Annotated in this window: 22 protein-coding genes and 1 pseudogene; 11 read left to right on the top strand and 12 right to left on the bottom strand. The window is 43.5% G+C overall.

The genetic code is table 11. The features are described from left to right. Positions 1-344: 344 nt before the first annotated feature. Complete coding sequence (locus CWO08_RS21415) at positions 345-1634, top strand: sphingomyelin phosphodiesterase (RefSeq protein WP_108021056.1); 1290 nt, start codon at positions 345-347, stop codon at positions 1632-1634. Positions 1635-1722: 88 nt separating this feature from the next. Here CWO08_RS21415 and CWO08_RS21410 read toward each other — a convergent pair. Continuing rightward, a pseudogene (locus CWO08_RS21410) lies at positions 1723-2145 on the bottom strand (heme-binding protein); the annotation flags it as partial. Positions 2146-2385: 240 nt separating this feature from the next. On the opposite strand from CWO08_RS21410, the gene CWO08_RS21405 reads away from it, so the two are divergent. Together CWO08_RS21405 and nqrM are read left to right on the top strand one after the other, a co-directional pair. Then, the gene (locus CWO08_RS21405) at positions 2386-2832 is read left to right on the top strand and encodes a NifB/NifX family molybdenum-iron cluster-binding protein (protein WP_102431412.1); all 447 of its coding nucleotides are present in this window, start codon (positions 2386-2388) and stop codon (positions 2830-2832) included. Continuing rightward, positions 2829-3026 (top strand): (Na+)-NQR maturation NqrM, encoded by a 198-nt coding sequence (gene nqrM / locus CWO08_RS21400; RefSeq protein WP_017109749.1) that lies wholly within the window; start codon positions 2829-2831, stop codon positions 3024-3026. The genes CWO08_RS21405 and nqrM overlap by 4 nt, the downstream gene beginning before the upstream one ends. Before the next feature lie 52 nt (positions 3027-3078). Here nqrM and CWO08_RS21395 read toward each other — a convergent pair whose 3' ends face one another. Beyond that, positions 3079-3357 carry a DUF134 domain-containing protein gene (locus tag CWO08_RS21395; protein WP_102431413.1) on the bottom strand — a complete coding sequence of 93 codons (279 nt, stop codon included), beginning with the start codon at positions 3355-3357 and terminating at the stop codon, positions 3079-3081. Positions 3358-3401: 44 nt separating this feature from the next. Between CWO08_RS21395 and CWO08_RS21390 the strand changes: the two genes are divergently transcribed. Continuing rightward, on the top strand, positions 3402-3869 hold the full coding sequence (locus tag CWO08_RS21390; protein WP_102479454.1) for a PaaI family thioesterase: 468 nt from the start codon (positions 3402-3404) through the stop codon (positions 3867-3869). Between the two features lie 184 nt (positions 3870-4053). Then, positions 4054-5145, top strand: coding sequence for a transporter substrate-binding domain-containing protein (locus CWO08_RS21385; protein WP_102479453.1), 1092 nt, complete (start codon positions 4054-4056; stop codon positions 5143-5145). A 49-nt stretch (positions 5146-5194) separates the two neighbouring features. Here the strand turns inward: CWO08_RS21385 and CWO08_RS21380 are convergent, their stop codons facing one another. Then, a complete protein-coding gene (locus tag CWO08_RS21380; protein ID WP_108021054.1) occupies positions 5195-5392 on the bottom strand; it encodes a hypothetical protein in 198 nt (65 codons plus the stop codon). Positions 5393-5757: 365 nt separating this feature from the next. Between CWO08_RS21380 and pnuC the strand changes: the two genes are divergently transcribed. The 3 genes from pnuC to CWO08_RS21365 all read left to right on the top strand — a co-directional run bounded on the left by pnuC (position 5758) and on the right by CWO08_RS21365 (position 8036). Then, positions 5758-6492: a nicotinamide riboside transporter PnuC gene (gene pnuC, locus CWO08_RS21375; protein WP_017065475.1), complete on the top strand. Its 735-nt coding sequence runs from the start codon at positions 5758-5760 to the stop codon at positions 6490-6492. Between the two features lie 8 nt (positions 6493-6500). Further along, positions 6501-7229 (top strand): nucleoside phosphorylase, encoded by a 729-nt coding sequence (locus tag CWO08_RS21370; protein ID WP_108021053.1) that lies wholly within the window; start codon positions 6501-6503, stop codon positions 7227-7229. Between the two features lie 126 nt (positions 7230-7355). Further along, positions 7356-8036: a Crp/Fnr family transcriptional regulator gene (locus tag CWO08_RS21365; RefSeq protein WP_108021052.1), complete on the top strand. Its 681-nt coding sequence runs from the start codon at positions 7356-7358 to the stop codon at positions 8034-8036. Between the two features lie 53 nt (positions 8037-8089). Here the strand turns inward: CWO08_RS21365 and CWO08_RS21360 are convergent, their stop codons facing one another. The 7 genes from CWO08_RS21360 to CWO08_RS21335 form a co-directional block, all read right to left on the bottom strand. Beyond that, complete coding sequence (locus CWO08_RS21360) at positions 8090-9004, bottom strand: VirK/YbjX family protein (protein ID WP_146161773.1); 915 nt, start codon at positions 9002-9004, stop codon at positions 8090-8092. 325 nt (positions 9005-9329) lie between these two features. Beyond that, entirely contained in the window at positions 9330-9473 is a 144-nt protein-coding gene (locus CWO08_RS24065) for a hypothetical protein (RefSeq protein WP_017059112.1), read from the bottom strand. A 26-nt stretch (positions 9474-9499) separates the two neighbouring features. After that, positions 9500-9775 carry an HU family DNA-binding protein gene (locus CWO08_RS21355; RefSeq protein WP_048658484.1) on the bottom strand — a complete coding sequence of 92 codons (276 nt, stop codon included), beginning with the start codon at positions 9773-9775 and terminating at the stop codon, positions 9500-9502. Between the two features lie 356 nt (positions 9776-10131). Further along, the gene (locus tag CWO08_RS21350; RefSeq protein ID WP_102431775.1) at positions 10132-10827 is read right to left on the bottom strand and encodes a VC0807 family protein; all 696 of its coding nucleotides are present in this window, start codon (positions 10825-10827) and stop codon (positions 10132-10134) included. Between the two features lie 171 nt (positions 10828-10998). Further along, entirely contained in the window at positions 10999-11655 is a 657-nt protein-coding gene (locus CWO08_RS21345) for a glutathione S-transferase family protein (RefSeq protein WP_108021050.1), read from the bottom strand. Positions 11656-11699: 44 nt separating this feature from the next. Further along, positions 11700-12896, bottom strand: coding sequence for a YbfB/YjiJ family MFS transporter (locus CWO08_RS21340; protein ID WP_108021049.1), 1197 nt, complete (start codon positions 12894-12896; stop codon positions 11700-11702). A 390-nt stretch (positions 12897-13286) separates the two neighbouring features. Continuing rightward, positions 13287-13859, bottom strand: a complete 573-nt coding sequence (locus tag CWO08_RS21335; protein WP_108021048.1) for a YceI family protein — start codon at positions 13857-13859, stop codon at positions 13287-13289. A gap of 232 nt (positions 13860-14091) precedes the next feature. Between CWO08_RS21335 and CWO08_RS21330 the strand changes: the two genes are divergently transcribed. Together CWO08_RS21330 and CWO08_RS21325 are read left to right on the top strand one after the other, a co-directional pair. After that, positions 14092-14808, top strand: a complete 717-nt coding sequence (locus tag CWO08_RS21330; RefSeq protein ID WP_108021047.1) for a DUF1826 domain-containing protein — start codon at positions 14092-14094, stop codon at positions 14806-14808. A gap of 343 nt (positions 14809-15151) precedes the next feature. Next, a complete protein-coding gene (locus CWO08_RS21325; protein WP_108021046.1) occupies positions 15152-17038 on the top strand; it encodes a methyl-accepting chemotaxis protein in 1887 nt (628 codons plus the stop codon). Between the two features lie 99 nt (positions 17039-17137). Here CWO08_RS21325 and CWO08_RS21320 read toward each other — a convergent pair whose 3' ends face one another. Continuing rightward, a complete protein-coding gene (locus CWO08_RS21320) occupies positions 17138-17539 on the bottom strand; it encodes an ACT domain-containing protein (protein WP_108021045.1) in 402 nt (133 codons plus the stop codon). 477 nt (positions 17540-18016) lie between these two features. Between CWO08_RS21320 and CWO08_RS21315 the strand changes: the two genes are divergently transcribed. Then, positions 18017-19609, top strand: a complete 1593-nt coding sequence (locus CWO08_RS21315; RefSeq protein ID WP_108021044.1) for a S8 family peptidase — start codon at positions 18017-18019, stop codon at positions 19607-19609. Between the two features lie 344 nt (positions 19610-19953). On the opposite strand, the gene CWO08_RS21310 is transcribed toward CWO08_RS21315, so the two are convergent. Continuing rightward, on the bottom strand, positions 19954-20177 hold a 224-nt coding region (locus CWO08_RS21310), incomplete at its 5' end, for an integrase core domain-containing protein (RefSeq protein ID WP_146161772.1).

Genomic DNA, 20177 nt, shown 5'->3' with positions numbered 1-20177 from the left:
GTTATAATATAACAACTTGTAGTTTGGTTTACATCAAATTTGTGTCATGTTTTGTTTGAGTACTAGACGATAGCACTTCAAACCAGTCAAGCTGTGGAACTGGAACTGGAACTGGAACTGGAACTGGAACTGGAACTGTTGATGTTTACCAGACAGGTAAGTATTACCGCAATGCCGACGAGTGACGAAGCAAGTCGAGGTACTATTTTTATGAGCCTCCCATACCCAAACTCATCAAATTACCCTGTTTTACTGCCATCTCTTTTTGTATTTGTTATGAAACTAAGCTCTAATAATTTTGACGTTTGATGGGGTGTGGTACACGAAAAGAGTAGCCTGAAGTGATGACGATTAAATTAATGCGTGCGACATTTTTATGCTTTCTGTTTTTCTCGAGTGCTATTAAAGCAGATACCAATATACACATATTGAACAACACCGATGAGGAAATTAACTTCCTTATATCTGGTGATGAGCAAGTTATCACTTCAACGGGAATTAACCGTATTAAGCCTTATAGTTACGCTGAAATTGCCAACTTGAGTCGATACAGTGGCATAGAGTATGGCAAAGATTACTACTTTTTTATCTTTTTAGGGTATGAACACCTCACACCGGTTGTAAAGCTAAAAGGGACGGCATGGGGGTCAAACATGTCTTTTACGCTTGTTGACCCGGAAACTACGCATATGGGCGAGCTAGATGATGACCGAGAGATTCACGGGAATTACAAAGGAGATTATCAGTATCATTATAAAGCCGAATATACAGGCGGCTACGATGACATTACGTTCGTTATCAGTGAAGAGCCAACCACTCTGTCATCTAATGAAAATAGCATCAATATTCTGACCTATAACGTTTGGTTGCTCCCTTTTGTGGGAGAGCACATGAACCATCGAGATAGGCGAATCGCTGATGCGGTCAGCAATAACGACGTGGTTTTTATGCAAGAGGTGTTTAGGCGGGAAAATGAAGTACGCTTGAATGCTGCGATGCAAAGCCACTTTCAGTTCGTGAGTAACAAGCTCGATGGCGGTGGTAGCAATACTTATGATGGCGGCGTTATTACCTATAGTAAGTACCCTATAGTTGAACAGGCGCAGCACGTTTTTGATAACTGCAAGGGCACAGATTGCGCTGCAGATAAAGGCGTACTTTATACCAAGATAATAAAAGATAGCCGTCCTTATCACTTGTTTAATTTGCACCTTGGTTCATGGAATTCTCGTGAGCACAGGAATATAAGAATGCTTCAGGTCGGGGAAATTCTCGCTTTTGTCGAACAGCTCGATTTACCGCAAGATGAACCCGTGATTTTCGGTGGTGATTTCAATATCGCCAAACATAAGTTTCCCATCGACTTTACTCAAATGCTAAGAATACTGAATTTGCGAGAACCGCCTTTAGAAGGCTCATTAATCTATAGTTATGACCCGCTTGTGAACCAAAACTTATCAAACAGTGATGAATTTGATCAAGAACGGCTGGATTATCTATTGTATTCAGATAATGGCAGTGTGGTGGCTAGTACCAGCAAGATAGAAGTGTTACGTAGCTTTGATGAGGAAATGTGGGGTGTGTGGGATTTATCTGATCACCTTGCTATGAGTGGCCGCTTTGAAGTGCCTTAGGGTGAGCGGTTCTTATTTATGTCTGACCTTTTGGAAAGTGCTCCGCAATTGCGGGGCACTTTTCATTTGGACAAATCGCATCAGGTTTCTAGAAGAACTTCTTAATCGCTTTTTCAGCACACGCCACATCTAGGTGACCGCCTGGCGCACCATCCACACCAATCGCACCAATCATCGCATTGTTCGCCTGTACTGGAACACCACCGGCTAAGAACAGCAAGTTTTCGTCCATATTCTGAAGGGGTTGCATGATCGGCTTATCGGCAATGAGCTTCATTAGGTTAGCTGATGGTTGTTTCATGCTCGCCACGGTGAACGCTTTTTTGCGTGAGCTATCAAGTGTGTGGATGCCAGCGCCATCAGAACGCAGTTGAGCAATCACATTACCCGACAAATCAACGACAGTCGCAGAAACCTTGTAGCCATCTGCCTCACATTGATTGACCGCTTCATGTGCGAGCTTGAATGCCGCTTGTGACGAGATTTGAGTAAAAGAGACCGTTTGTGTTTCTTCAACTCTTCCATATAAAGAATGCCCAGCAATAGCGGGGGCATTCTTGTTTCTGGGTAAGGGGCTTTTCCATGACTAGATGCGGGAGGTAAACTAATCTGCGCTAACCATATTGGCTGATTGTTGTTTTTGATCGTACTTATCGATTCAGTAAATCTTATTTTTCACACGATAGTTATTGGCATATGCTAATAATGGGGCGTATTCTGAACTCCTGATCATCAATAACAGGAAGTTATCATGTTATACGCAATACCTTGCCGCGACCTTCATGTCGGCAACCACTTTGCTCGTTCTCCGGAGATAGCTATTGTCGATGAGCAACAACAAATAAAGCAGCTTATTCCTTTGGTTGAGTCGGACAGCCCGTGCAATAAGAAGAAACAATGGATGTCTGTCGTTAAATCTTACGATGTGAAGGCTGTAGTTGTCCGTCACATAGGGAAGAAGATGTTGGCACACTTGTTCAACAACGATATTAGAGTTTTTGCATCGACAGGAAAGGCGGAAGTTGCCTCGCTGGATTTCAGCAATCTGCAAGAAGTCACTGACCTCGATTATGGTCGAGAGCCCAGAAATAGCGGGTGTCGCGAGAAAACGTGCGGTGACAAAGGACACAAGAAAGAAACGTCGATTCACACACCACGGTCGAATAGGTTCAGTGTTATTCGAGGTGTCCGTAAATGACTTTCTTACTCACGCTACTGGGTTTTGTTGGAATCGTCTTTCTGATGGCGATAGGCGTGATTTTTTCACGTAAGCCAATCAAAGGCAGTTGTGGAGGGCTCGCGCAGTTAGACATTGAGCGCGAATGCAATTGCAAGGATGTGTGCGAAGAGCATAGCCGAACGTTGTATCAGATCACTGAGCCATCAAGCTAAGTCTTGGGAATGAGTGGCCTTTGCGTTAAATCATTCCTGGCTAGGACGCGAGTTAAGTGCCTTGAATGACCAAAGCATGGCCGTTGACGATGCATTTGGCGACTTTGGCTCGTGCACGCTTAATGATATTGCCGAACGTTTGGCGAGATACCTGCATTTGCTCGGCGGCTTCAAGCTGGCTCAATCCTTCTTGATCAGCCAAGCGTAAGGCTTCTAACTCTTCTAATAGCAGTTCTTCTTTATGAAGCTCGTCCATAGGAACGCCATTAGGCTTAAAACAAGAGTAAGCCGCACGGGTACATAACTGGCGATGTTTTTTTGGTCGAGCCATATCAATCTCTAGGAATCTAAGGGTAAAAAGGAATAAGGGTAAGTATGAAGGTTTTCATTCCTCACAACCATCGGCACTGCCAAGTATGCAGCCAAGGTTTTTTCGCAGACAGCCCCATTTGTTTTGAAGCCGTTGGCGAACGCGAGACTTTAGTCAATCATAAAGCCTTGGCCAATCATGAAGCTTCAATTAAGAGTGAAGCTTTAGTTAAATATGAAACAAGAGCCAAGATTGTACCAACAGATAAAGTCGAGGGCTACGATGGCATCATGCAGGGCGGTATTGTTACCACATTACACGACAGCGCTATGCTGCATTGTTTGTTCCAAAACAGTATCAATGCGATGACGGTGAGTTTAACGTCTCGTTTTCATCATCCAATAGCCATTGATAAAGAGTTAGAAATTCGCGCTCAATGGGTTAAAAGCAGACGCAATATTCACTTCTTAGAGAGCCAAATCACTCAGAACGGAACCTTGTGTTCGTCAGCACAGAGCCAGTTTATGTCTTAGGTTTAAGCCCAATATTTTGCAGAATAAGTAGGGTTCTCTATAGTTAAAGTTATAACTATTAAAGCTAGGGCAACATTGAATTTGTCATAAACTCTTTTCACTTTTGAGGACGCTAAGGTGTGTTCGTTAGGCGAGCCTTTGCACTCGATTCAATTCATCGCTGCCTTTTTCTGGAGGGCTGCTGATGCAAAAATTCTTCAAATCGATACCTCGATACTGTGCTCTTTCAATTGTTTTACTTTTTCCATTCTTCAGCACTTTTGCTTCGTCTGCTCCGCTTAAAGTTGGTGTTTACCCTTGTCCGCCTTTTGTGATTAGTTCGATGGAAAGTGAATGGAATGGCCTAAGTGTCGAGCTTTGGGAACAGATCGCCAAAGAAATGGACGTTGAATACACGATAGAGAATCACCGTTTGGATGAACTACTCAATGCGATTGAAACCGAGCAAATCGATATCGGAGTCTCTTGTATTTCAATCACCCCAGAGCGTGAGCTGTTTGCTGACTTTTCCCATTCCTTTTACGAAACTCACCTTGCTATCGCAGTGAAGAAACAGGGCTACCTTCATACCTTGCGCGCCATTTTCTTAAACCCTGCATTGTGGGTGATCATTGGTGTTATCGTTTTTATCTCTGGGGTCATTGGCGCATTTTTTTACGTGTTGGAGCACGGTGAGAATGAAAAGCTCTATTCGATGAAAAGCCGTACTGGTCGTTGGTTAGAAAGCTTCATACTTGGCTTACTGTTCATCACTCGAGGCCCATTCAATTACTTTGAGTTCAAAAGCTTAACCGGACGAATTGCCACAGTATTCATTGGTGTATTGAGTATGCTGTTCATCGCCAGTATTACTGCGGTATTAGCCAGCAAGCTTACGCTTAGCCAAGGTTCTTCCCATATTAAAGGCGTTAATGATCTTGCGGATGTTGAAGTAGGGGCAAAAGTCGCGACGACTTCTTCTTTGATGCTCACTAGCTTTGGTATTCGACACAAAAGTTATGTGGATATGCCGAGACTGTTGGCGGCTTTAGAGGAAGGTGAAGTTGAAGCCATCGTAGCCGATGATGTGGTACTCAAATATATGATCGGTAATGGCAGAACAAGTGGACAGTTCGATGATCTAGAGGTGTTACCGTATCAGTTAGAAAAGCAGAATTATGGATTTATCATTACTGAAAATAACTCACACGAAGAAGAGATAAACCGTGCGCTGCTGAAAATTCGTGAGTCGCGTAAGTGGCGTAAAATCTTGGTCGATTATTTTGCGGATCAATAACCGACATCTGCTGCTTACTTCGACGTTTTCTGGGTTCTTTCCGCTACAGTTAGTCTGAACTAGAAGCTTTGTTCTTTTTGAAATATTTGAACGCTGTCCAAACGGCATAAGCCGAAACTCCGACAATCAATGCTGAGCGAAGCAGAATAGGGGCATCATGCTCAAGTTGACTAACGTGCGGCCCAATACTGGCAAATAATCGACTGGTTAAAAGCAGCCCCATAACTAACATAATAACTTTATTCATGTGACCTACCATTCAATCAGATACGTTGCACAGAACAAGTTATGGACGGGTTAGGCTATTAATTCGGCCAAAACTATTCTGCTCGGAAATAAAAGCATGCGCTTCTCAAGCGTCACCGTCAACGCGATATCGGTCTAAAGCCAGTAAGCTAAAATTTCGTTTTTGGAAGTGGATTGTTCTGTAGTGGAAACTCGATTTTTGAACTAAGGACGGAGAACCACAGACTCTATGGTGAATTTTATTTTCCCATTTATTATTCTGATTTATGATCGCATGCAATTTTAGGGGGACAAATGTCCTCCTTTTTGTTTCTATCGGCACAATAAGATAGGTGCTACTAAAAACAAATAATAAAGGACATCCCTATGGACCTATTCGCCCTACTTGATATCAACAATACTCTAGTCAATATCCCAATAGGGGATGGCTATGCAATGAGCTGGATCGAAGCATTTGGCACTGTGTTTGGCCTGCTTTGCATTTGGTTTGCGAGCCAAGAGAAAACCATTAACTATTTGTTCGGATTACTGAATGTCACCTTATTTGCGGTTATCTTTTTCCAAATTCAGTTATACGGACTGTTACTTCTTCAACTCTTTTTCTTCTGCGCTAACATTTACGGCTGGTACGCATGGACACGCCCTAATGAGCAAGGTGAAACGCTAGAAGTTCGCTGGTTGAGCCAAAATAAGCTGGTGGCAACAGCCGCAGCGTGTGCGATTTCGATTGCACTGCTTACTATGTACATCGACCCATTCTTTTTTGCGCTGGCAAACATCGCGGTTGATAGCCTGAATCTATTTGGTGCGGACTTAGCGGAACCTGTTCTTGAACCTGATGCGTTCCCATTCTGGGATGCGACCATGACCATTCTATCGATTGTTGCCCAAGTTCTCATGACTCGTAAGTATGTTGAAAACTGGATACTGTGGATTGTGATTAACATTATCAGTGTTGGTATTTATGCTACGCAGGGCGTTTACGCAATGTCCGTTCAATACGCTATTTTGATGTTTATTGCGGCGAATGGTACTCGTGAGTGGGCACGCACAGCTAAGCGAAATAGTGATAAGTCACTGACTCAAGCAACGGCTTCTTAGGAGTTAAGATGGCAAAGCAACCTCATATTGGCGTTGATGAAACGCAAATTGCTCCGTTGGTCATTGTTTGTGGCGAGCCTGATAGAGCAAACCGTATCGCGAGTCTGCTTGAGCACGCTGAGCTAGTCGCCGAAAACCGTGAATATCGAATTTTCACTGGTACTTATCAAGGCAAAGCGATATCGGTTTGTAGTACGGGGATCGGTGCGCCTTCAATGATCATTGCGGTCGAAGAGCTTAAGTTTTGTGGTGTCACTCATATCGTAAGAGTCGGCTCTTCGGGCGCGATGCAGTCCCATATTGGACTTGGTGAGTTGATTGTTGCAGAAGGTGCAGTTCGTGATGAGGGAGGTTCTGCGGCTTACGTTAAACCGTCGTATCCGGCTTATACGAGCTTCTCTCTGCTGAAAGAGTTAGATGGGTTCTTGCAGCAGCAATCAACACCTTACTATTTAGGAACGGTGCGCTCACACGACAGCTTTTATACCGATGATGAACAGGCGATTTGTCAGTACTGGAATGGTAAAGGCATTTTGGGGGCAGACATGGAAACATCGGCACTGTTTACGGTTGGACGCTTGAGAGGGGTTAACGTCGCTTCCATCCTGAACAATGTGGTTTTGTACGAACAAGATGTAAAAGACGGTGTTGGACAGTATGTCGATGAAGCAAAAGTGATGATGGAAGGTGAACGACTTGCATCATTAGCGGCGTTGGAAGCGTTAATCGCTCAGTAAGAGCAGCAATAAACTGAAGATAAAAGCGATGGGAGACCGTCGCTTTTTTATTGTTCTCTCCATTGGTTTAAGCCGCTACAATCGCAATAACATCAACAGCAGTTCATGCAATGAGAGACAGTTAGTATGAAGATCGAACCATACTCAAGCGGACGTTTTAAAAACTACCTAGAACACAAAAGTTCTGAGTTTAAAGCTCTCATCTACCAACACCAAGTGAGTTCGCGTTATTTTTATAAGAATGACGAAATTTTGCGTCAAGGAGAGCAGCTTCAGTATCTCTATGTTGTACCGGCAGGGCGAGTTTCTATGAGTATCTCTGCGGCTAATGGGCGACGCTTTCAACTGGGGGAAGTGAATTGCGACTATCATATCTTTGGCGAGATGGAGTTCTTCACTCAAACGCCTTGTCAGTGGAATGTCGTCGCAGATGAACACATGCAGGTTGATGTTATCTGTATCCAAAAACTATCAGAGGCGCTACATGAAAATCCGGAGATGATGTTCTTTTTCGCCTCAGCACTAGCGGAAGATTATCAAGACTCGATGGGCATTTACACCAATCGCCTTTTACACTCGATTACCTACAATATCGCTTACGATTTGTTGGTGCAAAGCCACACCAATACCGTGTTAGGCGGCTTCGATAAAGTGAATCAAGAGGCCGAACGTTTCGGCACATCGAGCAGAGTATATCGCAGAGCAGTCAAAGACTTACTCGATAAAGGCTTCATCAAGAAAGGCCAGCAAGGGTTGGAAATTATCGACCAACAAGCACTTCAAGCCTTTATTGACTCGTATGAGTGAAACTCAAAGGCCCCGCGATTGCGAGGCCTAGTGTTCTATTCAACAGAATTAAATCAGCTCGCTTTTGCTAGTTGAATTGGTGTCATGTCAGTACCGTGGGTGTGCTGACTGATTACGTTATGCAGATCTTGCTCATACTGATCTAACCAAGCATAGCGCTCACGATATAGTTTTCGTTTCTGACGTTTTAGAGCTTCAAGATCTTTTCTGTTCGGGTTGGTCGGTAGACGATAAAAATAGTCATCATGCACCTGTCCATCGTGCTCTTCCCACAGACTGTCGTATTTAAGGCTGATATCTTTGTTTTTCTTACCGTAGCGCAATGAGTTCGACACATGGCCAGACTCTTTTACCGCATAGATATTGTCGATACCCAAGTTAATAGCGAGCAATCGTAGTGTTTCTACCATGAAGGATTTAGGTCTTAAACCGTAAAAAGCTTTGGTGAATGTGCGGCTAAATCCATTGTCATTGGCCCCACCCTGAATACCGCCGATGTAGATGTTGTTGTCGAAAACAGTAAATGAAATGGTATACATTTTTTCGAGTTGAGAATTGGTCAATGAAACTGTGAGTTCACCTTCTTTTCTCGCGTTTCTTTCAAAGCTGAGATTAACTAGATAGATGCGGTCATCGATGTCTAGTTTTAGAAGATTGAGTCTTTCATTGTAGATTTGTTGACGTGCTTCTGTTACGAAGGTGTTTTCAAACCAGTCGTAGTGCTTGGACAAGATGTCGATCTTTTCTTTATTGCTAAAGCCAGTACATAGGTAGGGAGTCACAAATTTAGACAAGAAGTTGGGCTGCTTGATAAATAACAACTTTCTCTCTTCAGAGTTGAAGTTATCACTCATTTTTCGAGTGGCTGAATAATAAAACAGAGCTCGAATCGTAAACTTAATTATGGCTTTGTATTTACCCTTATTTTTATGGGTATTGGCTTCAATCCCCATGCGAACGACATTCATAATCACCTCAAAGAAGAAGTATTGTTCGAACACAGTTGTGTTACGAACCCTTCCAATAATCTCACCAATAACAAGAAAATGATGATAGTGAAAAATGCGATTTGGGTATGTATGGGTATGTATGACAATGTAACTAAGCCAGTTACTTAGTGTTCATATTTTGGACGGTTGGGGTCGTGTTTTAGTGGGTAGAAGAGCTAGGAAGCGATTGTTTGCTATAGGAACGTGTTTCTAAAACCAAAAATGCCACTACAAATCTGAAGTGGCATTAGAACGATAACAAACTATCACTTTGCTTAAACTTAAACTTTAGTTCTTACATAAACTATAGTTCTAACAGTTTGGCCAATTCACGCTCTTCAAGAAGCTCTTCAATGCGTTGACGAGTCTTAGGTGTTTCGGCTTGTGCTTTAGTCGACTTGCCAGCTTTTTTGCTTCGGCTCGTTTTCGCTTTTTCCTTAGTCGTCATCGTAATCTTCCTTGTGTTTTTCTGTGTTACAGGTTGCACGTCTCTTTTAGTGCTTTGCCTGCTTTAAATGCTGGCGTCTTTGATGCTGCAATCTGAATCTCTTCTCCGGTACGCGGGTTGCGACCAGTTCGAGCGGCACGAGAGTTAACTTTAAAGCTACCAAATCCAAGGATCGATACGTCATCACCGTTAGCAAGCGAAGAAGATATACCTTCAACTAGCGCATTGAGCGCTGTGCCAGCTTGGTCTTTTGAGATGTCTGCAGAAGTCGCGATGTGTTCAACTAATTGAGATTTGTTCATAATCTATATTCCTTATTGAGTACGGCTGGCGTCTACCTTTAGCACCTAGCTTATGCGATCTTATCAACGGCAACTGAAATATTGTCAGTGGTTGGGTAGAGCTTTGTAAAGTAACCAACAGGATTGACTATAAAAGCATCTGTCGGTTCAATCAATGCAATTCATTGATTATTATTGGTTTATAGACATGTCGCCCAAATTAACTTGAGAAAAGTCATTCGGATTGTCCGCGAGGTTCATAATCCAAGTCGAAACTGCCATATGTCATGTTGACAAACGAAAGAGTAAAAACAAAGAAGCCCAGCTTAATTGCTGGGCTTCTTGTTGTGTTGTCAGAGAGATTTGTTAATTCAGAACTATTTAGTAATAAAAATTTGTTCTGTTTCTAGCGAAGTCATAGAGCGAACTTGACGCCAAATGTAGTAGAAAATACCCAACATCATCAACATGCTTGGGATGGCGATTGCTGGGTAGCTGTAAAGTGTCAGCTTGCCAAGTTCTTCATTGAAGGCAGCGGTGCCAGCAGGGCTTGTCACAATCCAAGTCGCTAGGAAGTAGTTCATCGCAGAAGAAAATGCGAAAGTACTCGCGAATAGGTAGTTTGATGTCATTAAGCAACGGTCGAACTGCGCCTGCTTACCGAACTGTCTTAAACGCTCTTCGATAAGAGAGATATTTAACAGAGCTGGTGTGAAGATAACTTTCTGAATAAACGGGTAGCGGGTGAAGGTTGAGCCAAGAACTGCTAAACCAATTAGACCTGGGATTAATGCCTCTTTTAGTGCTAACCAACGAGTGTCTAGCTCAAAGAAACCAATGCCACCTGTTAAAAGTACACTGACAAAGCCAAGCGCTGCTATGAAGTTGAACTTCTTGTTGCGGATCAACTCCATGCCACCGTAAGCAATAGGGAAGGCTAGGGCGACAAGTAATGCTAAGCCTGTTCCGAGATGCTCATCTCCACTGAACTTCATTAAAATGAATGAAGGAAGAAGGACGTTAAATACGACTTCGAAAAGAGGACTCGATTTTTTGTTTTCTGTGCTACTCATAATTTCTAAATACATTATGTTATGGATTTATTCTCAGGGATTGTTGTTTACCTTGCCCAAGATGTAAAGCCTTAAGACACCATGCTGTGTAACGACATGTGACATCAACGACATCTCTTAGCCTATCTCACGTTGAATTCAAGACTTTACGCATTCTAGTTCTGGACGCTTTTAGGTATCTAGACCGAACGAATCAAGCAACGTTTCATAATCAGGCTTGTTTGCCAAACTCTCAATGTTTATACGTGTCAGTACCTCTGCGAACGGAGAAAGGTGTAAGAAATCGATGATGGTGCAGCTGTTCACTTCATCAAACAATTCAGTATGTCGAAACTGAACGTAATCTAAAGCGACATGGAGATACAACGTGGCCAAGTTGTCACTCAGAAGAGATTCTAGTCCTTGTTCTTTGATCTCTTGGTCTAGTCGCTCTAGGGCGGCAACGATACCTTCTTGCCCTCTCTGGATAAACGCATTGTCACTGTCTGCATAGCGAGTCAATGCCACGGTTCGAAAAGCGATCTCCATTAACGTCTTAGCTGTTCCTAGTGTATGCATGTCATTGGCACTATTTAACATTACTTGGCGGAGCGTTTGAGGCTGATATGTTTCAATTAGGTATTGGCAAATGCATAAGCTTTCTGTCAATGCTGTTCCGTCATCAAGTTCAAGTGCAGGAATTAAACAAAACGGATTGACGCTTTTTAGATTGGCTGGAGAGCTCCATGGATCAACCCAAACAAAAGACAGTGGGGAGCAGCGCGATAGAAGTGCTGTAGCTGCGACTACGCGTGAAAACGGGGAGGTTTCATTTAAGTAGAGTTGCATGATAATCCTTTATTGTATTCGTCAGATGAACCGAAGAAGCTAGCTTAGATCGAGTTCAAGTGTTCAGGCTTAGAGCGAGTCGCGGTCATTAATATACACACCGTAGACAAAATCAAAGCAGCAGTACTAATGCTGAACAAAACGTCGTATGAATCCATATGATTTAAGTAGTACGCCATCAAAAGTCCAACCACACCTTGTGATACAGCAAAAGAGAGTGTCATTCCTGCCCATGCTTTGGTATGCAGTTCATAACCGACAATCTCCAATGTGTAAGTCGACACAAGAGTTACCGTTCCCGGCGTGAAAATACCGACCAGTAATGAAGATATGAGTAGCGCGATGGGGTGGGTGCTAAAAAGCGGGAGTGCGACGCCTAGAGCCTTGAAGCTAAATGCAATACATAGTGACTTCTTAAGCCCTAGCTTGTCTCCCAACATGCCCGTAATCAATGGTCCAATGGCAGCACCAATACCAAAGGTTGCCCAGAATAAACCACCGCTAGTGAACGACATCCCCAGTTCTCGTACGATGTAATCAACCCAAAACAAGGTGTGTGGTAGGTAGCCGATAGCATCGAAGGTATAAGCCACAAGAATAAGCGTTACGCTGATTAACTTAGGCCTTGATAGCTGTGAGAAGGAAGATTTTATATAAGGCGCTTTTGACTTATTATCTTGGGTTTGCCAAGCATTCCAGGTGAGTATAGTGGTGGCCAACGCGATGACTCCCATGCCAATCCAAGCCGAAACCACACTAAAAAAAATGAGCACAGGAATTAGGGTGCCAGATAACATTGCACCAAGCCCAATGCCTGAAAATACAACACCGCTGACACGAGCTTTCACATCTGGGTTAAACTTTCGGACAATCACTGGTGGGGCGACAACCATGAGTATCGCCCCCGTAACTCCAGCCAAAGTTCGCCAAACATAAAACCATGCTAAGGGCGCATCCTGTAGCGCACAGCCCAAGTAGCTAAAGCTGCTCACCAACATAGCGAAACGAATCAACTGCCCAGCACCAAAGTAACGCAGCAGTATGTTGGTAGCAGGTGCACCTAAGATGTACCCAAGAAGGGTCGCGACACCAAGATAAGATGCATCACTTTCGCTAAACCAACCACTTTGAATGAGCGCCGGCATTAATGCTATATAGGCAAACCTACCGATCCCGTTGCCTATCAACGTCGCTCCCATTCCTGCAAGGCTATCTCGATTAATGATGTGTGTATTCAACATAAAAAGGGCTCTTTCGGATTTAACTAGATGCTCTGGCAATAGGAAAAAATTTTGTTCGATTTTGTATAATGACATCATTCACCATCAATATCACTAGGCGCTTAGTCATATAATTTGCTCATTTAAAACCGGTTTGAGATAGGTAAATAGCGAGTGTGTTTAAACACTTAGGTAGATGTGTTGCTCTGCCGAGGATAAGGCAATAAGCGATTGTTTTAATCACAGTAGAATTGAGTGATTAATGGTTAGACTAAAGTTGGATCTAAATGAACGTAAATGATTAGGTATTTAGAAAAGTTTGATGTTCTGTGGGCTCTCACTCACATTCACCGCTCTTAAACGATGGATGAATGTGAAATGAGGTGGGTTTAAAGAAGAGGTATAACTCCTTTACTGGTCGAAAAGTAGGTTAAAGCTTAAAGGGATTTTGTCGGAAATCGCTAGTCCCCCCACGGTTGCCGAAAGTTTGTTTAGATTCTCTGTCGATATTCCAAAATCAGCGCCATTGACGACGATTGTCGAGGCAGAGCTAACCATGACAAATCCTGACGATGGAACCACCATAACTGGGAAGTCGATCGTTTTTTTTACGCCGTGTAAGGTAACTTCCGCCGCTACGGTTGTTCTTTTTGGGTCGCCGGATAGCATTGACGATTCGACTTTTCCAGAGACCTTCACTTCAGGGAAAGTCATCGATTCAAAGTAGAGCTCATTTAGCCTCTGATCGCGAATAGCGACACCAGTGCTAACGCTTTTCAAGTCCAATACTATTGAAAACTGCCCCTCTTCGGTAAGCCCTCCAGACATGGGTTTGATGGATGCGGGCTCTACAACAAACTGCTTTTTAATGGTAGCGAATGTGATGTTCGATAACTTTGGATCTAACGTGTAGCCTGTTTCTGAAAAAGAGGGCGCAGAAATAAGGGTACAAAACAGACCGAGTGCAGATATTAGCGTTTTCATAAGTGGTTACCATATAGATGGGTTTCTTTGGTAAGTGTAGATAGAAGCTTAGATCAGTATCTTAAGAATTACCCAAAGCTAGAAAGGCAGCTCCACATAATTGGAACCATGATCGGTTAACTTACTTGTGTATTTTTAGTTATGTTATAACATAACTAAATTCATTCTTGCTGCGAACAACGATTGTCGCAGTAAGAGTGAAGCGATAAGCATGTATCAAGGAGAAGACGTAATGAATGCCGTGTTAACGAAGCCTTTGGCAACCGATAGTAATCAGCCACTTAACATTAGTTCGGCTGTGAGTATCAAAGATCAGGTGAGTCACAAACTATGCGTTAGTGCTTCGGAGCAGCCCACGGTATTAGCCGATATCTACAAAAGTGATATCAACATCGCGATTTGGCAGCGTAAGTTTGATGCTGATTTAATAGGTGACATTGATGAGTTTATCGCGTCGAATCCAAATTTTAGTAAGTCTGTTAGCGTGTCACCGGGCAACGCCTACGATAAGTTGGAATTTGCAACGGACGGAACGGCTTCTAAAGCGCTATTAGAAAACATGGCAGAGCTGGTGGATATGTTCTGTTGTTTGTTTGAGCTTGAAGAAGTAGGGCTGCGTTTGGCGGTGTTGAATAAGGCAATGTGTCCTCGCTTTCATTTCGACCAAGTGCCTTGCCGCTTAGTAACCACTTATCACGGTGTCGCGACTCAATGGCTACAGAACGACTCGGTCGATCGTTCAAAGTTAGGTCGTGGAAGCAACGGACAGCCAGACTCTGCTTCTGGCTTGTACAACCATGAATCTGATATTCAACAAATGGTGAGTGGTGACGTAGCGCTATTGAAAGGTGAGCGCTGGAGTGGCAACGAAAATGCAGGTCTTGTGCATCGTTCACCAGTCACTTCATCTAACGAGACACGATTGCTATTAACGTTGGACTTTGGTTGATCAACTTTTGACTATTTTGTCTGCGACCTGTTTCTTTTCAGACGTTCAACACATTTAAATATCTTCCTAGTGGGGTAACGGCCTAGCGTGAGCTGTGCCGTTATTACTGCCAAACAAAGACACCCATCAGCTGACCTTGTTTAGCACATTAATTCAAAATTTAGAGTTTACCATTCTCTAAATCAATGGGTTACGATGCGTGCACTTACTCACATATATCAATATTTCAGTTCCTCATCGGTTTCTTAATTTATTTTAAAGCGTAAAATATATCGCGCTTGCAAACCGCTTTGGCAACCAATTTGTTCGCCACGGTTCTTTACTTCCACATTATAGGTTTCCTATGTTCAAGAAACTCTCGCTTAAAAATAAACTGGCGATCTCAGCCAGTATGGCCATTATCCTGGGGGGGATTTTGGTCGAGGCATTGTCTTTTCGTGCTTCACTGCAAAGGTTGGATACTGAAGTTGAGCAGCGCTTAGAGGGCGCATCGGCTTCTTACAATCAATATGTATCGGATTGGATCTTATCCAAAGAGCGTGCGCTTACTTCTCTTTCGAAAGAATCCAAACAAGAAAGCTTGGTGACTCACCTAAAACAGGTTCGTGATTCTGCGTCTTTTGATAATGTCTTCTTAGCGTTTCCTGACGGTTCGCAAAAGAATGCGAACGGAGTGGTACTGCCGCCGGGTAATGATGACCCACGTTTATGGGGTTGGTACACCAATGCGGTAGCAAACCCAAGTAAAGTGTTTATGGACAACCCAACGGTTGCAGCTGCAACTGGGGCGAATGTTGTGTCGTTGGGTACTGCCATGCAATTACATGGTCAACAGGTTGTGTTAGGCGCGGATGTTGAAATTACCGACATTCTTAATAGCCTAGAGCAAGTGATTCTTCCGGGTGAAGGTTACATGTTCATCGCGACCAATAAAGGCACGGTTTATACGCACCCTGACACCAAGTTACTGAATAAGAACATCAGCTCACTTGGGTTAGATTTTACGGATGTACAAAAGGCATTAGCTAGTGGTAAAGATACTTCGATCGACTTAAACGGCAGCGATTATGTTCTGTATGCGCGTGCGATTGATGGAACGAGCCTAATTACTGTGAGCGTTGTTAACCATGACTCTTTGGTAGCACCGTTATTTGATGCCGTGATTGGTCAAGTGTTGGTGACGCTACTTGTGGTGATCGTATGTACCATACTGTTTAACCTGTTGTGTACGATTCTATTCCGTCCGTTGAACCACGTATCTCAAGCACTGGCGCAAATCGCGAATGGTAGTGGTGATTTAACTCAACGCATTCATGTTGAAAACCAAGATGAAGTGGGCGAGTTGGCTCATAACTTCAATACCTTTGTTGGAAGTTTACAGCAGTTGATTGGCCATATCCGTGGGCAGTCAGAGCAGCTAAACAGCCAGTCAGAGCAAAGTGCTCAGCGTGCGAACCGTTCTGTGGATGAGCTTAATCATCAGCAGCAAGAAATCACTATGGTCGCGACGGCTGTAACTGAAATGGCGAGCGCAACGCAAGAGATCGCATCGCATGCCGAGCAAACAGCAAAAGCGGCGCAAGATTCAGCGACAAGCACTAACAGCGGTCACGCACTGGTTGTAGATACCAAAGGTTCAATCAATAATCTAGCCAATGAAGTGAACGAAGCGGGTAGTGTGATTAGCGAACTTAACAAGCATGCTCAAGAGATCTCGACTGTACTCGCAACGATTCAAGGCATTGCAGAGCAAACCAACTTGCTTGCTTTGAATGCTGCAATTGAGGCGGCTCGTGCTGGCGAACAAGGTCGTGGCTTTGCTGTGGTTGCTGATGAAGTACGTGTGCTTTCGCAGCGTACTCACTCTTCAACAGAAGAGATCAAATCAACGATTGATATCCTACAGCGCACAACGACCCAAGCCGTTGAGCTGATGGAGAGCAGTTCTAAACTGGCAATACATTCAGTAGAAGATGCCGACAGAGCTTCGCACGCGCTTGAAGAGATCAATACCGCAGTAGCTTTGATCAGCGATATGGCGACTCAAATCGCCACGGCTGCTGAAGAGCAAACACACGTAACGGGTGAAATTACCCAGAACGTGACGACCATAAAAGATGTCACTGACCACTTAGTTGTGGGCGCTCAGGACAGCTTAACTGAGTCGAACGAACTTAAGAGCCAAGCCGCTGGTTTAAGTGACAAAGTGGCCACTTTTAAGCTTGCTTAACGGTCTTGTTCTCTGATGCCTGATCAGTGAATGAACAGTAAGCAATAAGCCAAAGCGACGTAGATTACGTCGCTTTTTTTGTGTCTGGTGAACGCTTTGTTAGCTCGCTTCTGAAAACTCTCTAAGTGCGCTCATTGCTTCGGATGCTTTGTCTTTCTGAACGAAGATATGGTCATGGTAATAGCCAGCAATCACGTTGGCGCTAATACCGTATGAACCAAGCTTTGTGGCGAAAGCAGCGGTTAACCCAACCGCTTCAAGGCTTGAGTGTACAGACAAAGTAATCAAGCTAAACACACCATCGAAACTTAACTGCGCTTGAGTCGCCACTTCTTCTGTTAGTACTAAAGTTAACCCTTCTTTTTCTCGAAAGGTCGCCATCGGATTGAGGTGGACATAGTCGGCTAATTCTCCCTCTACCGTACAGAAAACATAGTTGCCTTCAATGAGTTCTGGTGACATGGACTTTAGCAGAATGTTTAAATCGGTAATGGCGGTCATCGTCTTTTTCCCTGCGTAATCGCGTTTGTTTATGGTGTTGGATAGTGCAGTCAAGATAGAGGTAAGCTGTCGGCGAGTACAATTAATAATATTTATTCACTATAAGCACGACTAATCGCCCGTAATTTTAATTCTGTATTTTTCGGTTTTTGCAGCGTTTTGGTGTGTTATGTGTCAATAGTGAAGATCATTCCGCTTCCATACACCATTTTTATCTATGCATTCAACTTTTATTGAAATTAGAGCTTTTGATCAAATTATATAAATTGCGCTTGCATAAGCTTTTCAAAATAATTTGTCCCAACTCGAAGTTCCTAGTGAGATGAATATAAATTAATAAGCAACCTCATTGGTATTGTCTTAGGTTGAATTTGTAACACTGTTGCTTCACGTATTGAGCGTATAACGCTAGCTGTCTGCATTTTCGTGTTTGTCGTAGGTAACAACCAACAAACCTAAAATATCAAGGAACAAGCTATGTTAAAGAAAGTATTAAGTTGTTGTATTGCAGCCACATTTGGTATTTATTCCGCATCAAGTCTGGCTCAAGGTTCTGTTATAAATTCGACTGAAAACTCACAACAACCTATTGCTCCACTGGTGTTGGCTTCATCAGATGATGCGATCACTGATCGCTATATTGTTGTATTGAAACAACCGCAGATGCTAATGAATGACGCGGCTGGATTACAGCAGTTCACTCAACAAACGGTAGGCCTCATGGCCAATTCGTTTTCAATCAAAACAGACGATGTTTTTGATAGTTCCATTATTGGCTTTGTGGCAAATCTAGACGCACTTCAATTAAAGCAACTCAGACGTGATTCTCGGGTGGAATACATTGAACAAGACCAAATACTCAGTATCGATCCTGTTGTTTCAAATGAAGCCGTTCAAAGCAACGCGATTTGGGGGCTAGACCGAATAGATCAGAGAAACCTCCCTTTGGATCGAAACTACAATGCTAACTTTGATGGCTCTGGCGTCACAGCATATGTGATTGATACGGGAGTTAATAACAACCATGAGGAATTCGGCGGGCGCTCGGTTTCTGGCTATGACTTCGTAGATAATGATGCTGATTCGAGCGATTGTAATGGGCATGGTACCCACGTTGCAGGAACGATTGGTGGCAGCCAGTATGGTGTGGCTAAAAACGTTAATATTGTTGGGGTAAGAGTACTTAGCTGTTCGGGTTCAGGAACCACATCCGGCGTGATTTCTGGTGTGGATTGGGTAGCACAAAATGCATCAGGGCCTTCGGTCGCCAACATGAGTTTAGGTGGAGGTCAATCCACTGCATTAGATAGCGCGGTGCAAGGCGCGATTCAATCTGGAGTGAGTTTTATGTTGGCGGCAGGTAATTCAAATGCCGATGCGTGTAATACATCACCAGCTCGTGTACCAAGTGGTGTAACGGTAGGCTCAACGACCAGCTCTGATTCGCGTTCAAGTTTCTCGAACTGGGGCAGTTGTGTTGACCTATTCGCACCTGGGTCTCAAATTAAGTCAGCTTGGTATGATGGCGGCTATAAAACGATTAGCGGAACTTCCATGGCAACGCCACATGTTGCCGGCGTTGCTGCCTTGTACTTACAAGAAAACAACGGCTTAACACCGCTTCAACTCGCAGGGTTACTGAACTCAAGAGCCTCGGAGAATAAGGTTTCTGACACAAGAGGAACCACCAATAAACTGCTGTATAGTTTGACTGATAGTGGTTGTGAACCGGATTGCGGTGGTCCAACACCTGGACCGGATCCAGATGGAAAGCTAGTCTCTGGCGTGCCGGTTAATGGATTAAGTGACAGCCGAGGACAAAAGGATTACTTCTACATGGACTTACAACAGGGCCAGCAGCTAACAGTGGTCACCATTGGTGGCACAGGCGACGCGGATCTGTATCTACGTTTTGGAGACAAACCAACGCTCAATACTTGGGACTGTCGACCTTATCGTTCGGGTAACAGTGAGACTTGTACGGTGAATGTCACCCAAAGCGGCAGATATCATGTGATGTTGAACGCTTACTCGGCTTACAGTGGCTTGACGCTCCAAGCAAACTTTTAAATTTAGGTTTGAACAATGGTTTCAAAAAGTTACTCACTAGTTTAGTCAGTTCAGAAGCCAGATAGCCAAAGCCCACCTTGTTGTGGGCTTTGTTCTTGGCTTGTAGCTGACAACAAAAAGATATGACGTTGCTTTCTTGGGCTGATAAGTAGGAATTGACGCTACTTAGACGAACTTTCGATTACGTCTCAGAAAAGCTTGAAGTGTGTATGCTAGATTTAATAGTGATACACAACTGGAGATATCGATGATCTGGCTTTCGGTGAAAGTACTACAGATTGGACTTGTCTACGGATACAGGAAGTATCAATGACCCGTCCTGATATGGGTTGACACTTGATTGACTAAAACGCTCGATGTATTTCATCGGGCGTTTTGTATTTTAGAGCTGTGTGAGGCCTATATTCATTATAGATTTTTACTGATTCGGCGACCATTTTCTTTGCTTCATCTAAATCATTCGGTTTATTCAACAGATACTCCATCTTCAGTATTCCGTTGATCCTCTCTGCCAACGCATTCTGATAACAGTCATAACCATCAGTCATTGAGCAAGATACATCATACT

The organism is Vibrio sp. 10N.286.48.B8 (genome assembly GCF_003050085.1).
GTDB classification, from domain to species: domain Bacteria; phylum Pseudomonadota; class Gammaproteobacteria; order Enterobacterales; family Vibrionaceae; genus Vibrio; species Vibrio crassostreae.
This window is presented reverse-complemented; position numbering and strand designations above follow the sequence as displayed.

What these genes read in the sequence shown, in the direction of transcription:
- CWO08_RS21340 (WP_108021049.1), bottom strand. Translation starts at nt 12,896, where the DNA reads ATGTTGAATACACACATCATTAATCGAGATAGCCTTGCAGGAATGGGA.
- CWO08_RS21360 (WP_146161773.1), bottom strand. Translation starts at nt 9,004, where the DNA reads ATGAATGTCGTTCGCATGGGGATTGAAGCCAATACCCATAAAAATAAG.
- pnuC (WP_017065475.1), top strand. Translation starts at nt 5,758, where the DNA reads ATGGACCTATTCGCCCTACTTGATATCAACAATACTCTAGTCAATATC.
- CWO08_RS21370 (WP_108021053.1), top strand. Translation starts at nt 6,501, where the DNA reads ATGGCAAAGCAACCTCATATTGGCGTTGATGAAACGCAAATTGCTCCG.
- CWO08_RS21390 (WP_102479454.1), top strand. Translation starts at nt 3,402, where the DNA reads ATGAAGGTTTTCATTCCTCACAACCATCGGCACTGCCAAGTATGCAGC.
- CWO08_RS21330 (WP_108021047.1), top strand. Translation starts at nt 14,092, where the DNA reads ATGAATGCCGTGTTAACGAAGCCTTTGGCAACCGATAGTAATCAGCCA.
- CWO08_RS21395 (WP_102431413.1), bottom strand. Translation starts at nt 3,357, where the DNA reads ATGGCTCGACCAAAAAAACATCGCCAGTTATGTACCCGTGCGGCTTAC.
- CWO08_RS21335 (WP_108021048.1), bottom strand. Translation starts at nt 13,859, where the DNA reads ATGAAAACGCTAATATCTGCACTCGGTCTGTTTTGTACCCTTATTTCT.
- CWO08_RS21355 (WP_048658484.1), bottom strand. Translation starts at nt 9,775, where the DNA reads ATGAACAAATCTCAATTAGTTGAACACATCGCGACTTCTGCAGACATC.
- CWO08_RS21405 (WP_102431412.1), top strand. Translation starts at nt 2,386, where the DNA reads ATGTTATACGCAATACCTTGCCGCGACCTTCATGTCGGCAACCACTTT.
- CWO08_RS21345 (WP_108021050.1), bottom strand. Translation starts at nt 11,655, where the DNA reads ATGCAACTCTACTTAAATGAAACCTCCCCGTTTTCACGCGTAGTCGCA.
- CWO08_RS21415 (WP_108021056.1), top strand. Translation starts at nt 345, where the DNA reads ATGACGATTAAATTAATGCGTGCGACATTTTTATGCTTTCTGTTTTTC.
- CWO08_RS21365 (WP_108021052.1), top strand. Translation starts at nt 7,356, where the DNA reads ATGAAGATCGAACCATACTCAAGCGGACGTTTTAAAAACTACCTAGAA.
- nqrM (WP_017109749.1), top strand. Translation starts at nt 2,829, where the DNA reads ATGACTTTCTTACTCACGCTACTGGGTTTTGTTGGAATCGTCTTTCTG.
- CWO08_RS21315 (WP_108021044.1), top strand. Translation starts at nt 18,017, where the DNA reads ATGTTAAAGAAAGTATTAAGTTGTTGTATTGCAGCCACATTTGGTATT.
- CWO08_RS21320 (WP_108021045.1), bottom strand. Translation starts at nt 17,539, where the DNA reads ATGACCGCCATTACCGATTTAAACATTCTGCTAAAGTCCATGTCACCA.
- CWO08_RS21350 (WP_102431775.1), bottom strand. Translation starts at nt 10,827, where the DNA reads ATGAGTAGCACAGAAAACAAAAAATCGAGTCCTCTTTTCGAAGTCGTA.
- CWO08_RS21380 (WP_108021054.1), bottom strand. Translation starts at nt 5,392, where the DNA reads ATGAATAAAGTTATTATGTTAGTTATGGGGCTGCTTTTAACCAGTCGA.
- CWO08_RS21385 (WP_102479453.1), top strand. Translation starts at nt 4,054, where the DNA reads ATGCAAAAATTCTTCAAATCGATACCTCGATACTGTGCTCTTTCAATT.
- CWO08_RS21325 (WP_108021046.1), top strand. Translation starts at nt 15,152, where the DNA reads ATGTTCAAGAAACTCTCGCTTAAAAATAAACTGGCGATCTCAGCCAGT.
- CWO08_RS24065 (WP_017059112.1), bottom strand. Translation starts at nt 9,473, where the DNA reads ATGACGACTAAGGAAAAAGCGAAAACGAGCCGAAGCAAAAAAGCTGGC.